This window comes from Paenibacillus sp. UNC217MF (genome assembly GCF_000686865.1).
Lineage (GTDB): Bacteria > Bacillota > Bacilli > Paenibacillales > Paenibacillaceae > Paenibacillus_B > Paenibacillus_B suaedae.
In genome coordinates this window covers 344,953-360,199 of sequence record NZ_KK366027.1, presented here as the reverse complement: position 1 = coordinate 360,199, position 15,247 = coordinate 344,953, and the positions used below count along the sequence as shown (strand labels likewise).

Genomic DNA, 15,247 nt, shown 5'->3' with positions numbered 1-15,247 from the left:
GGAAAACTACAAGACGAGTTCTGCTTAAGTAACAATTGTATCGTAGGTGTTCATTGCGATTGATCAGTTGGCGTGTGTGAAAAGCAAAGTCAACGAGATGGTAATTGGCTTGATGATGTGATTGTTGAGAAGTTGTTTCCAATCAATATTATGTAGATAATGAACATCAATTATGTAGCAATAAAGCCGCAATAAATATTGGACACGAACATGTTCTTGTCCAATATTTATTCAAATGAAAAAATGAAAAGAGAAAGGAATATATAGATTGTGACACAATCCATATGAATGGTGTAGTGATATAGCTTAATTACGTTTATTAGACATATGTACAAAATACGGGTTTTGTGAAACAGTAGTATAGGTATAAAAGGAGTCTCTCCAAATTGACTTAAATTTGCTGCATATTTCGTTCAATCTTATATATCATGTGTTGCTTATTAATAAGTACATTTTTTCATTTTTATTGGTCATTATTACTTTTTTTATCTTATTGCTGTGTGCTCACAGAATTGATTTTGATTTGTCCTATCTAATCATTAATCATTTGCCGTTAGTATCTTTGTATCGTTAAACCGTGTGCTTATATACATCAATTGAATTCATACGTCGTTATAATATTCAATTTGCAAATGACTGCTTAACTGGCTCGGTGTTTATGTTTTGAACTTGTTGGTTCGATTCGTATATACCACATTAGTTGAGTTCCGATCCAGATAATTACTATCACCAGCTTAATAACACTCTTTAATCATATTATGTGAAATAATTCTCAATTATATGCCTTACTAGTTCATTGAATTATTAGTTAGCGTATCAAGTTTCTCTTTCACAATCAAATGTCTATAACGATGGACATCCCCCATTTTCATAAGCCTCCCATGTCAACTCAAGCATCTTTCCAGGCTCTCCTCTGTCATCGCTGTAATAATGATGAATATCCCATCGATCCTTAGGCATTTCACAAATGCCGTTTATCCAAATTGATTAAAACTTCCCAATATTCCTCAGGGCTATTGGCGTCCTCCGGAAAGCAACATCTAATCCCTAAAATCGCAACATCTACTTCCGAATCCCATTCTAAATACTGGGTGGAATACTGGTTGGCAGTAGCTTCTTCATCTTCTTAGGTGGTTTAAGGCATATCGCCATAGCTGCGTTCACGTAAGATAGGTCTGAACTTAAGTAACAAGCTATGATTCCAAATCCAAATGCACTTGGGAAAATGGATATAAACACAGAAGGTATGGATAGAGGGTAGATAATGTCAGGTAACGAAGAGGATTTCGCACCTCTCGCTATTATCATGGGAATAAAGACGCTATGCGGCAAAGACATAACCCAGAATGGAGCCAACGATCCCTGCCAACACCGGGTATCCCATGTAATGTAGCATGATGTTTCTGTTTTTTACACCCACGCCTTCATGGTACCTACTTGCTTCCTTTGCGAATCAATGATCCGGGACATGGTAAGGAACAAAATAATCGCTTCGCTGATAAAGGGGCTGTTCCAAAGTCATCAGAAATGACCAGGAACGCCCCTTTTCCTCAATCTGCACCGAAAGGCAAAACAGACAGTGCTCATTTTCTTCGTGTTACTGGCAGTAGATAGAAAGAGGGCTCCGGCTTCAAATTGGCGCCAGAGCCCTCTTGTCGGTCTATTTGCCTATCCAATCCATCGCATGAATGGTAGCATGCATGCTTTCCTTAATAATCTCGAGGCCTTCACCCAACTGTGAAGCTTCGATCGTTAAAGCTGGCATAATTTTGACAAAAGCCCTCTATCAAAGCACTGCTTCGTAATTGCCTGGGATATTTCCCTGATCCGGTAGACGTGTTACGTCGATGCCCCATATCATGCCAGTGCCTCGAATATCAATGGACGGATGAATCGGTCTTATTTCGGTTTCGAGGAAGTCCCGAATGTTTTGCTCTTTTTGCAGAACCTGCTCCTCCAGATTGACGGCATCTCTCCATTCGAGTGCAGCGGGCTGCAATACATGCCAGTTGGTTACCGCGGAATGTTCCGTTGTGCTCACCCGGGGGCCAAATATCCAACTCCGGTTTTAGCAGCAGCAGCGAAATCGGCAAACCGTAACCGCTGATCGATTTGGAAAGTACAACGATATCTGGCTTGATGCTTGCTTTCTCGAAAGAGAAGAACGGACCGGTTCTGCCACAGCCAACCTGGATATCATCGCATATGAGCAGAATATCGTGCTGTGTGCACAGATTGGCCAGTGCCGCCAGCCATTCCGCCGATGCAAGGTTAATGCCGCCTTCGGCCTGGACCGTCTCGACAATGATGGCAGCCGGCTTCTCAATACCTGAATTCGTATCGCGAATGATATGATCGATATACCCGATCGTATCTAGATTCCCTAGACTGCCGTCGAAAGAATGGCACAAAGGTAACCTGATCCATAGGCATTACTGCACCTGACCGGCAGTCCTTATTGCTTGTGACGGACAGCTCCCCAGGGACATGCCATGAAAACCGCCCATGAAGGCGAAGACGCCAGTCCGCTTCGTCACCTTCCGTGCCAGCTTTAACGCCGCTTCAACAGCATTCGTCCCCGTAGATCCGCAGTATTGGAGCTTGTACTCCAGGCCTCTGGGCCTTAGCACCCGGGAAGAGAACGCCGCTATAAATTCCTCCTACGCCGTCGTATACATGTCCAGTCCGTGCGTAATTCGGTCGGAATGGACATAATTGAGAATGCTCTCCTTAATATAGTCGTTATTATGACCGTAATTTAATGCTCCCGCGCCTGCGAAGAAATCCAGAAAAGCTTTGCCCGCAGTGGAGTAAAGAACCGAGCCTTCTGCTCTGTCGAACACAACAGGGAAATTCCGGCAATAGCTTCTTACATTCGAGTCCATCTCTTCGAAGATTGTTATATATATCTCCCTCTCACATCAATTTTACATGCTCTTTTCGGTTACGACGACAGGCTGATCGGCCTCCGGCTCTGAATCCCTGTTGAAGAATTCCCGTAAATCCCGGCTCCGATGCGCGAAGGCGCCTACAACCACGAGTACGACACACGAGAAAATGACAACATACGTGAAGCTGATCTGGTCAAGCAGAATACCGTACAGCCATGTTCCAATCGGAATGGCGATCATCACGACAGTACCCATAACTCCGAAGAAACTCCCTCGGATTTTCTCAGGGATGTACATCTGGGCGTAAGAGGTCATCGGAATGTTGCCCATTGCAAGAAATACACCAGTAAAGAACAGAAGCCCCATATATCCGGCCATCAGTACACCCTTCATCGTTGTATCTATCATGTTCAATTCCGGGAACACCCACAGTAAGATAAGCAGACCCTGCATCTGAATCATGAGAAAGATCTTGTTAATGACAAACGCATTGACCTTCTTCATGGAGACCAATATGGCGCCAACAATAAAGCCAACTGCCAATGCTGCTTCAATCAATGACAGTTGTGTGGCTGACATGTCGAACTTCTGGTAAACAATAAAGGGCAGCAAAAGCGAAATCGAAGGCGATACGACAAAGTTGGTCATCAAAAAGATAAAGAGCAAATACTTGATGGCCGAACGGTTTTTGATATATGCTCCGATCTCCTTCAAACTCTCTATATACGGCTTGTCCTTATCCTCACTACGATCCCTAGTATTAGAAAATCGTAGGAATATGATCAAGATGCCGGAAACCAGGTAGGATATACCGTCCAAAATAAAGATGTTTTGAAAGCCAATTCCGGTATACGCGAGAGCACCTACTACTGGACCAAAGATGCTGAGCAGCGCAGAGATGCCCTGATTGCTGGAATTAATCGCATTCAGACGTTCCTTGGATACCAGATTCGGGAAAGATGCATTCATCGCCAATGAGAAGAACGCCTGCAGTGCGCTAATTAGGACGGAGTATAGCACAAGAACTATAACATTCTCCGGTTGATAGCTATATAGTATGAACAGCAGGAAGATTAGCACGCCGCTAAGTAACTCACTAATGACGAGTACTTTCTTCTTGTCGGCTCGATCCACATATACGCCAGCGAACGTATTGATGAGAATGTTGGGAAGGTAGCTGATCGCTAGTACAATTCCGAACAAGCTGGCTGATCCTGTAACATCGAGTACGTATAAGCTCAAGGCGAATTTGAATACAGCGGTTCCAAGCTCTGAGATCGTGCGGCTTATGGTGAAGAGGATTATATTAGATATCTCTTTCATCGTTCTTTTACCATGCCCTTTCCATAGAGTTTAAACGCCAGACTGGATCATGAATTCGAACCTGCATGCTGCTTCGTATGCCTGCTCCAATAGACACTGGCACTTTTCCTTGTTTTCTTCATAAGGGAGAACAATCGTCAGATGGAGTGTGCAGGCTTGATGCCATGCCATGCAGACGATTCGATTGTTTACCTCGCAATTGACACCTTCGATTTCGACTCGGCTCATTGTATCCGATTGCTCCTTCAGCTCACCTAAGTAGTTGATGTTCAGCAAGAACTTCTCGAAGGATCCCTTCAAGGCTGTTCTCGATAACGGATAGGACATCTCCATCTGATCGTTGTAAATCAGGTTGCTGAAATTAATATTATGCTCGGTGACCATCTGCAGCTTGTCGCGAATATCGTCAACTGCTGTCTGAATGTCTAGATCGGTATCCACCAGGATTGGAATGTAATCGATACACTCACCGATAGTTGCAAAATACTGATTGCCCGCGTAAGTCCGTCCGTAATTCGTAAGCCACACCGGCAACTTCGTTATACCGAAATACAATTTGAAGAACTGGGCGCATGTTCCAAGGATCATCGGCCACATCAGCTCCGCATCCACCCCAGAAGCCTCTTCCCTATCTAATGGTAGCTGGAAAGACACTGCAGTATATCCGGAGGGATTATACCGATGAGCTTCCTCATCCATCTTCTGGGTCATAGGAAGCCATTCACCTAACCGGAACATCCGATACAGCTGCTCGTCCGTTACTGCATTCGGGCCTTGCTTGATTTGACGAATATAATCGCGATAGGTCAGTGCTGGCATAAGTTCGGTATTGCACCTGCTGCTTAGGCTCTCATACAATCTTACCACCGTATTCTTCAAGATTTCACCACTCATGAAGTCGAAGATGGCATGGGAGAACGGAAGCAATAGCAGATGCTCTCTTAGATTAAGCTGGATCAACATGACGCGGTACAGGATAGAACCATTCGTCTTGTACGCCTTCATAAAGAAATTGTGCATGATGTCCTTAAGAATCTCATCCCTCGTTTCCATACGGTAACCTGTCAGATCCAGGAATGGAATCTCAATGCTTGCTGGCATCTCCAGCAGCCGCCACGACAATGTGCCGTTGTCGTCATGCAGGATACTTCGCATCATGTCCTGTGAGCTTATCGTTCTTAAAAGCGCCTCTTCCAGCGTCTTTCTATTCACATAATGGTCGAAAGTAATATGCGTGCCCGAAATATCTTTGTACATCAAGTGGTACTCCTGGGAAGGCGATGTTTCGAATTCGGCAATGATGGCGCCGCTTTGAATGCTATCCGCAAACCGGAGCTGCATCCGCTCAATGTCAGCTCGTACAAGTTCTAGATCAAGAGCAGCGGCAGAATGGCTCGCTTTCATTCTGGCATAGAACGCATCCTCATCGATAACCTCATCCCATTCCGTATCTGTGTACTCTACGATGTAATGAGGGTGGATAAAAGTGTCGGCATACTGGTCGAACCAATCGATAATTCTCCTCTTCAAAGCATCATCCAATCTCTCAGCCTGCAATACATACTGGATCGTACCGTAGGTGCTGAGCTGCGAGTATCGGATCACTCGCTTCAACAGTTCCTGTAATAGCGCCTCTGCCTTTCGGATATCTCCTACCATAGATGGCACCTGCCGTTCCATTTGGTCGCAAGCCTCGGCAAGCCCGGCAGGCGTTTGATGGACGAAGACCTGATTGATACTCAATTCCCATCCATGCTCGGCAAGCCTGTTGATCAGTTGGATCGCTTTCAATGAGTGGCCACCTATTTCAAAGAACCTGCTGTGCACGCCAATTTGTGAAGCCCCTAGGTCAAGCAACTCACTCCATATCTGGACGATTACCCGTTCTGTCTCATTTCGCGGAGCGACATAGATGTCATCTGTCCTTACTCTTACGGACGGTTCGGGAAGCTTTGCCTTGTCAACTTTGCCGTTCGACGTGAGCGGGAATGCATCCATAATGACAATGTCTGAAGGGATCATATATTCCGGCAAAGACTTAGCCGCATACTCCAGCAGCTGCTTCGAATCTGCCACGCTGTTTAAAACAACATAAGCACACAGTGACTTATGATGATCTATGTTATCCCTTGCAACGATGACGATGTCTGATACGGCCTGGTGCTTCGCAATACACCGCTCAATTTCACCAATTTCAATACGGAAACCCCTTATTTTTACTTGGTTATCGATTCGCCCCAAATATTCGATTGAGCCGTCCAGCCTCCAGCGTGCCATGTCCCCCGTGCGGTACAATCTCTCTCCTGTTACGAAAGGGCTCAGAAGAAACTTGTCTGCCGTCAACTCAGGATTGTCCATATAGCTTCGAGCTACGCCGTCACCGCCTACCCAAAGCTCGCCAGCGATACCGATCGGACACAATCCACCCAGCCGATCCACGATATAAGCAGTCGAGTTGCTGATCGGACGACCGATCGGGATCTGATCCTGATAATCCTCCCCGATCGTGAAGCAGCAGGAGAAGGTTGTATTCTCCGTAGGCCCGTAGCCGTTAACCACCTGCAAATCCGGACAACATGCCCTGACCTGATTGATGATTTTCGGAGTAAGTACATCGCCTCCGACAATCAAATAACGGAGCGGCCGGAACATGTCTGGCTTACGCAGCGCGAGCTGGTTAAATAACGGACAGGTCAACCACATGATCGTAATGTGGTAGTTGTGGATCGCCGCTTCAAGTTTGACCGGGTCAAGGATGATCAATTTAGGGACAATATACAGCTCCGATCCGTTCAGCAAAGCTCCCCAGATCTCAAAAGTGGTCGCATCGAATGCAGGTGATCCGGTTTGCAAAATTTTGTCCCCAGCCGAGAACGTAACATAGTTGGTATCTCGTACAAGCCTCACGACGCTGCGATGCTCGATCATTACGCCCTTGGGCCTGCCCGTCGAACCGGATGTATACATGACATAAGCAAGATCTGAGGCGCTTGTTACAGCGGATTCAGCAGCAGGTGTACCGTCGGTGTCCAGCAATATTGAATCCAGGATAATCAGATGCGTACCATCGACTGCGCGCTGTGCGTATTCCGGCTGGATGAGCGCGATGCTGGCCTTGCTGTCCGACAGCATGTAGGCGATACGATCTTCGGGATAATCTGGGTCGATTGGCAAGTAGGCGCCGCCGGCCTTCAGAACACCCAGCATGCCCGCGACCATCGCGATGGACCGATCTGCGACTATTCCGACCACCTCGCCGAGGTGTATGCCTTGCTGAATCAAACGCTGGGCGACACGGCTCGCAGCCTCGTTCAACTCCGAGTAGGTCAGTTTGCGGCTGAACTCAACGACAGCGATTCGGTCTGCATTCTTCGCCGCCTGTTCTTCGAAGAGCACATGAATCGGAAGATCCTTCGGATAGCTTGTGCTTGTATCGTTAAACACATGGATAATTTGATGTCTTTCCTCATTCGTCGTCATTTGGATGTCCTGAATATCCAACCCGGGGTCGTTAACTATCGCCCTTATGACGGTTTCGAAGCGACGTAAGAACCGTTCGATGCTTGCCGCCGTGTACAGATTGGCTGCATATTCAGCTTGTATCTCGAGCTCTTCCCCCTGCTCGATTGCTGTGACGGTAAGATCGAACTTGGAGATGTGGGATGCAAGTGAATATGGCATAATCACCCCGTCATCCAGCTCAATATCTCCTACATTAAGGTTCTGAACCTCAAACATCGTATCGAACAGCGGATTACGGCTCATATCCCGTTTGAGCTTAAGCTTGTCCAGCAGTTCCTCGTATTGATAGTCTTGATTATCAAAAGCCTCCAGTGTGCGATCTTTCACTTCATCTAGGAAGCTTCGGAATGGCTTATTTCCAGTCGGCTGGTTACGGATTGCGAGCGTGTTGACGAACATGCCGATCACGGCCTCCATATCCCCGGTAGGCCTGCCTGCAACCGGGGAGCCTACAATAATGTCCTCCTGTCCCGTATATTTGGAAAGCAAGACATAGTAGGCAGCAAGCAAAACCATGTAGAGTGTCGTCCCGGTTTCCGAAGCGAGCTTTTTGGTAGCGGATAGTACGTCCTTGTCCAGTACAACCGACAAGTGGCCACCCTCGAAGCTTTGGTTTGTTGGCCTTGGATAGTCGGTTGGCATATTCAGGAGAGGGATTTCACCTTGAAGCTGCTCTGTCCAATACCCCTCTTGCTTCCTAAGTGCACCGCTTGTGAGCAGATCATACTGCCATACGGCATAATCCTTGTACTGCAGCTTCAGCTTCGGTAGCTCCTGCCCGATATATAGCTTGTTGAACTCCTGGCTCAGAATTCCTATGGACATGCCGTCCGCAATAATATGGTGCATGTCGATCACGAGAAGCTGCTCGTTGTCAACAGTTTTCACTACGCTTACCCGTAGAAGCGGTGCTCTTCCTAGATCAAAAGGAGCAAGCAGCAGCTCAAGTCTATCGTGATCTAACTGTTGGTTCAGCTCCACCTGCTCAATTGCAAATTCTACCCTCTCATGAACCATCTGCATTGGTTCACCATCAATGAATGTAAAGGAGGTGCGGAATGACTCGTGGCGGTGAATGAGCCTGCGGAACACCTGCTCAATCCGCCTGACATCTACGCCTCCGGTCAATTTCAGAACAGCAGGTATATGGTAGGTATGTCCAACACCCTCCATACGGTCAATGATGAGCATTCGTTTCTGGGCTGACGACACTGGGTAATACGCGGCCGGTGCAGCGGCAGGAATGAGCCGGGTACGTCCCTTGTCCAAAGCTAGAATGCGACTGCCCATCTCCCCAAGAGTCGAATACCGGAATAAATCACGCAGCGGAAACTCGACGCCGAACGTATAATTAATTCTCGCAGATAACGATGCTGCTTTGAGCGAATGTCCTCCAATCTCGAAGAAGTTGTCATAAACCCCGATTGGTGTAACGCCCAATACCTCCTGCCACAGGGCGGAAAGCTTGCGTTCGTGCTCATTACGCGGAGCTGTATATTCTACGGTAGAACGATGCTCTTGACCAGGCTCTGGCAACGCCTGGCGATCCGGCTTGCCGTTGGCTGTAAGCGGCATCTCCTCCAATTGAATGAAGAAGGACGGGATCATATAATCCGGTAGAACGCTAGTTAATTGGGAGCGTAACTCAGATGCAGCGAGTGCCTTATCCGCTACGATATAAGCGCACAGGTACGTATCGACGTTTTGATCCTTCCTTGGTAGCACGAGCGCCTCCGCAATCCGTTCGTGTTCCAGTAGCTTCGACTCGATTTCGCCTGTCTCGATCCGATAGCCGCGAATCTTGACTTGATGATCGGCCCGTCCAATATACTCAATCATGCCGTCCGGGCGCCAGCGGGCTAGGTCGCCTGTCCGATACATCCGTCCTCCAGGCAGGAATGGATTGGATACGAATTTGTCTTGTGTCTGCTGCTCATTGTTCAAATATCCTCTAGCGAGACCATCACCTGCTATACAGAGCTCACCCGTAATACCGACAGGCACTAGCTGGTTGCTGCCGTCCACGATATAGACCTGCGTATTCTCAATCGGCTGGCCGATAGGGACATGGGTACCATCTAGCATTTCACCCACCGGCTTCCGCCAAATTGTGGCACAGATCGTAGACTCCGTAGGGCCATAGGCGTTGATATAAGTTCGGCCGTCCCCCCACGTTTGGGCAATCTCCTTGGTTGCTTCCGATCCTCCAGTTAAGATAAGACGCAAGGCGGGCATACGGTCGGCGTTTAAATGGATAATATATGTCGGAGGCAGTGTTGCAACCGAAATTTGGTGCTGCTCCATATAGCTCTCGAACAGCCTGTAGTCGCCGATCGTCGCCTGCGGGACAAGGTACATGCAAGCACCCGTTAGCAACGCCATAAACATCTCCCATACCGATGCATCGAAGGACATGCTGGCGAATTGAACGATCCGGTCGCTTGGCTCTATGCCTAGCGTGTCCCTATAGAACGTCTGCATGTTAAGTATACCTTGATGCTCGATCATGACTCCTTTGGGCAGGCCTGTCGAGCCCGAAGTATAGATGATATATGCCAGATCATACGGAGAATTGATCACCGATAGGTTCGCTACAGCCTGATCGTCATCGGGCAATTTATCGGAGGCGATCAGTTCAATGCTCGTTCCCGCAGCATTTGCCCATGCCTCCATCTGGCCAATGAGATTGCCCCGGCTCACGATAAACCTTGCCCGGCTGTTCGCCAGCATATAGGAAATTCGCTCTGCAGGGTAGGATAGGTCAAGCGGCAAATAAGCACCTCCTGCCTTCAATACGCCCAATATGTGAACGATCATCCAGATCGAGCGATCGCCCGGGATGCCGACAATCTCGTCCGGCCCAATTCCCTTCTTCCGTAACACGTATGCCAGCGTATTAGCCTTGTCGTTCAGCTCCTGGTAAGTCAGGCTTTCATCTTCGCTGACGATAGCCTGCTGATCCGGCGTACGTCCAACCTGCTCCTCGAACAGTTGCTGAATCGTGCTGTTCCGCTTGTAATCAGCTTGCGTATCATTAAATACCGTAATTAATTTATGGCGTTCCGCGGCGGTCAATAGGTTCAGCTCACCCAGCGTCTGATCCGGATTGTCCGTAATCGATAACAGAAGCTCGCGGAAGTGTTCGGCAAATCGCTCTACCGTTGATTTCTTGTACAAGCAAGTTGCGTATTCAAAATCAAGCGTAATCGTGTCCTGCTCCTCAATTGCAGTAATGGTCAGATCAAATTTTGCGGTCCGGGCTTCATAGCTGTAAGGTGTAATGCGAAGTCCGTCTATTGTAAGTTCCGCACGGTCTATATTTTGAACAACTAGGATCACATCAAATATCGGGTTACGTCCGAAATCCCGTGCGATATTCAATCGTTCAACCAAATCCTCAAACGGATACTGCTGATTGGCGAAGGCGCTGAGTGCATCGTGTTTCACTTCATCAAGGAAGGCCCGGAAGGAGCGGCGGGCTGACGGGTTACCCCTCATCGCCAGCGTGTTGACGAACATGCCGATCACCTGTTCCAAATCCGCATGCGGCCTACCGGCCACTGGGCTGCCGATCACATTGTCTTCCTGGCCGCTATACTTGTACAGCCACGTATGGCAGGTGGCTAGTAGAAGCATATACAAGGTTGATCCTGTCTCCGAGCAGAGTCGGCGGATACGGGCGGTTAGTGATGAATCCAGCTGCAGAATCACATTGCCGCCCACGTAGCTTCGGGTATTCGTCCTTGCATAATCGGTAGGCAGATCGAGCAGCGGAACTTCGCCCTGGAATCGCCGCAGCCAGTACTGCTCCTGATGCTGCATGCCAAGGGCTTCCTGCCGGATCTGCCACATCGTATAATCCTTATAATGAATCCGGCACTCCGGCAGCTCCTGCACGTTATAGAGCTGGTTAAATTCATCCACCAGCACGCCGACTGATGTGCCATCGGCAATCATATGGTGAATGTCGATGATCATGACATACTCATCATCCGCAATCCGCGCAATTCCCACGCGCATGAGAGGAGCGGCGGATAGTTGAAAGGGCATGACGAACCGATCAAGCGAATCATGTAGCTTTCCTGGTTCCGGTGTTCCTAGCATGCTGAGATGAAACTCAGCCTCTGCGTGAACAACCTGGACGAGCTCACCGTCTTTGAATTCAAAGGAGGTTCTTAGACTTTCATGCCTGCGTATTAATGCAGCGAACGCTGCCTCGAGGCGTGTCATATCTACTTTTCCCTGGAGCTGGAGGACAGTTGGCGTATTGTATACCGCCTCTTGCCCACCCAGCTGGCTCAGCACGTACAGCCGCTTCTGAGTTGATGAGGCAGGGTAGTAGGGCATAACCGGTGCAGGCTCAATCGAGTCGACGGATGTAGCCCCCACTCTGCTACTATCTCCCCCCTCAGGCGTAGTGCTGATCAACTTGGCCATATCGCATAGTACCGGCGTTCGGAACACCTCGGTAAGCGGGAGTGTATACTTGAATTGCTTCTTGACCGCGGAGACCAGCCTGATCGCATTCAAGGAGTGACCGCCCAGTTCGAAGAAATGGCTTAAAGCTCCGGCTTGGTTCACGCCCAATACCTGATTCCATATCAAAGCAAGCTGCTCCTCGGTCTCATTACGAGGCGCCACATATTCTGTTGCCTCGATCCCTGAGAAGTCCAGGCGGGGCAGCGCCTGCTTGTCAACTTTTCCATTCGTTGTCAGTGGGATCTCTTCCAGTAAAACGAAACGCTGCGGTACCATATAATCGGGCAACTCGGCGCGCAGCCTTCCCTTGACCGCTTCAACATCCCCTGTACTGTGAAGGACGACATATGCGCATAGAACCGGTTCCCCGAGCGGGTTGTCTGTTGCCGTTACAACTGTTTCCTTGACCGCCTCCTGTTGAAGCAAGCGGTATTCAATCTCGCCCAGCTCAATCCGGTATCCTCTAATCTTGACTTGCTGGTCAAGCCTGCCAAGGAACTCGACATTGCCATCTGGCAACCAGCAGGCAAGATCGCCCGTCCTGTACATTCGTTCACCAGGCATAAACGGATGTGGAACGAATTTGGCCGCCGTCAGCTCTGGTTGGTTCAAATAGCCTCGGGCAAGGCTTTTGCCTGATATGCACAGCTCTCCCGGTACTCCGATTGGAGCAAGCCTGTTCAATTCATCGACGATGTACAGGCTCACGTTGGATATCGGCTTTCCGATCGGAATGTTCGCATACTCCCCCTCGACCAAAAAAGATGTCGAGCAAACGGTATTCTCGGTTGGCCCGTAGTTGTTGTACAGCTTGTAACCAGTTTGCCGATAGGTCTTCAGCTTGTCTCCACCTGTAATCAATCTCGTTAACGAGTGGTTATCAAGTTGCAAGAACTGCTCTGTAATCGCCGTCGGGAATGAGCTGATCGTAATACCGTTGCGATTATAAAAGGCATTCAGCTCCTCGACATTCAATCGGATCTCCTGCGGCACGATATAAATCGTGCAGCCTGTGATCAAGCTCGGGAAGATTTCGCTAACAGAAGCATCGAAGCCAAACCCTAGATACTTGGCACTCCGATCATCCCGCGTCAAACCATAGTAGTTTTGATGCCATAACGACATATTCACGAGAGCTCGATGCTCAACGGCTACTCCCTTCGGCTGACCCGTTGAGCCAGATGTATAGATGACGTATGCAAGATCGTAGGATGTATTCATCGGCTCCAGATTAGAGACGTCATAGCTGTCGATCGACAGGCTTTCCAGTTCCAGAACTGGAACTGCCGGCTGCACTCGTTGTGATAGCTCGCCGCGGATCAGAAGCAGTACGGCATCGCTGTCCTGAAGCATATAGCGCACACGCTCAGCTGGATATTCGTGATCAATTGGCAGGTACGCACCTCCAGCCTTCAGAATGCCAAGCACGCCGACCATCATCTCGAGTGAATGCTCCACCATAATCGCTACGATGCTTCCGGGCCGTACTCCTTGTTCATGAAGATGCCGGGCGAGTTGATTGGCTCTCTCGTTCAGCTGCTTATAGGTGAGCTGCATGTCACGGAATACGACAGCCGGATGGTCAGGCATCATAGCGGCGGAACGCTCTATTATCTGATGAACCATTACAGACTCGTCGTACTCCACGCGCGTATCATTGAAGGTAAATATAAGCTTGTTCTTATCTCGCTCCAGCAAAAGCTCGAGCTCATCGACGGGCCGTTCTGCATTCTGTCCGATTTCCTCCAGAAGATGCAGGAAGTGGCCGCCCAATTGCTGAATAAACGCATCGTTATAGACCTGTTCATTGTACCTGAACAGTACATTAATCCCTCGGCCGGGCATTAGGATGACATTAAAGTCATAGTTCGACTGCTCGAAGTCCTCTTCTTCGGTAATAGCCAGCTCCTCACTGAGACCGGCATCCGTGGACTCTTCATTAGCCAGGAAGTATTGGAAGCCGAATAGGTGATCGATCAAATTATGTTTCGGGCTAGAGAGCGATTGAATTTCCGCCAACGGTAAGTAGTCGTGATGCTTCGCTTCAGCGGATTGCTGCTGCACCTTCTTTGCCAACTCCGCGAATGTCTCATGATCGTGGCAGGAAACTCGAACCGGGATGGTGTTAATGAATAGTCCGACCATGCTCTCGAAGCCTTCAATCTCGGTTGGCCTGCCTGAAGCGACCATGCCGAATACGACATCGCTTGTGTTATTGTATCGGGCAAGCAGAAGTCCCCATGTTGTCTGTAGCAAGGTGTTCAGCGTCACCTGACTATCTTTCGCCGCAAGTTCAAGCCGTTCTGTTAACACTTCTGATACCGGGAAATAACGGTCAACCTGCTTGTAGCCGCCCGCTGTTTTCGCCATTGGCAACTTGGCCTTGCTGTCATAGCCGCTTAAATACGAGGACCAGAATTCGCGTGCCAGCTCCCGATCCTGTGCATCCAACCACTTGATATACTCCGAATATGGAGGTGGAGCCGGACGCTCCGGCAGCGGCTCCTTGCTGCAGAGCGAACGGTACGTCTCGAACAGCTCTTGTATAATAGTTTTCAGACAGCCTCCATCCATCAGAATATGGTGGTAACTCCAGATCAACTTGTGACGATGTGCCGTTATTCGCAGGACGCAAAGCCGCAGCAGAGCATCGGTCATCAGATTGAACCCGGCCTGCTTGTCCTGCTCTCGGTATTGTTCAATGAACAGCATTTGTTCCGCTTCTTCAAGCTGCGACAGATCTTCAAGCCGTACACGAATTTTACGTTCACTGAACACGACTTGCTTGGGCCTTGCGGTCTGTTCATGTACGAAGTTCGACCTCAAGACGTCGTGTCGTGCGATTAACACATTGAAGCTTTTCTCCAGAATGTCTACATCCAGCATGCCTTCAACGGTACAGGAGAACTGTTCGAAATACGCATACGACTTGGGATTTAACAGTGAATGAAACAGCATCCCTTCCTGCATCGGGCTCAAATTATAGATGGACATAATATTGCTTCTGCGTTCCACAACGAACCCCCCTCTCT

The 15,247-nt window shown here is 48.8% G+C and carries 2 protein-coding genes and 1 pseudogene; all 3 read right to left on the bottom strand.

Annotation, left to right across the window (positions count from 1 at the left end):
* Positions 1-1,660: 1,660 nt before the first annotated feature.
* Positions 1,661-2,903, bottom strand: a pseudogene (locus tag BP95_RS30745) (diaminobutyrate--2-oxoglutarate transaminase).
* Positions 2,904-2,927: 24 nt separating this feature from the next.
* Positions 2,928-4,214 carry an MFS transporter gene (locus tag BP95_RS0117560; RefSeq protein ID WP_021253392.1) on the bottom strand — a complete coding sequence of 429 codons (1,287 nt, stop codon included), beginning with the start codon at positions 4,212-4,214 and terminating at the stop codon, positions 2,928-2,930.
* Between the two features lie 30 nt (positions 4,215-4,244).
* Entirely contained in the window at positions 4,245-15,230 is a 10,986-nt protein-coding gene (locus tag BP95_RS30740; RefSeq protein WP_051614125.1) for a non-ribosomal peptide synthetase, read from the bottom strand.
* Between the last annotated feature and the right edge of the window lie 17 nt (positions 15,231-15,247).

Bases quoted from the DNA above. Each gene is read 5' to 3' on its own strand.
- BP95_RS0117560 (WP_021253392.1), bottom strand. From the start codon at position 4,214: ATGAAAGAGATATCTAATATAATCCTCTTCACCATAAGCCGCACGATC.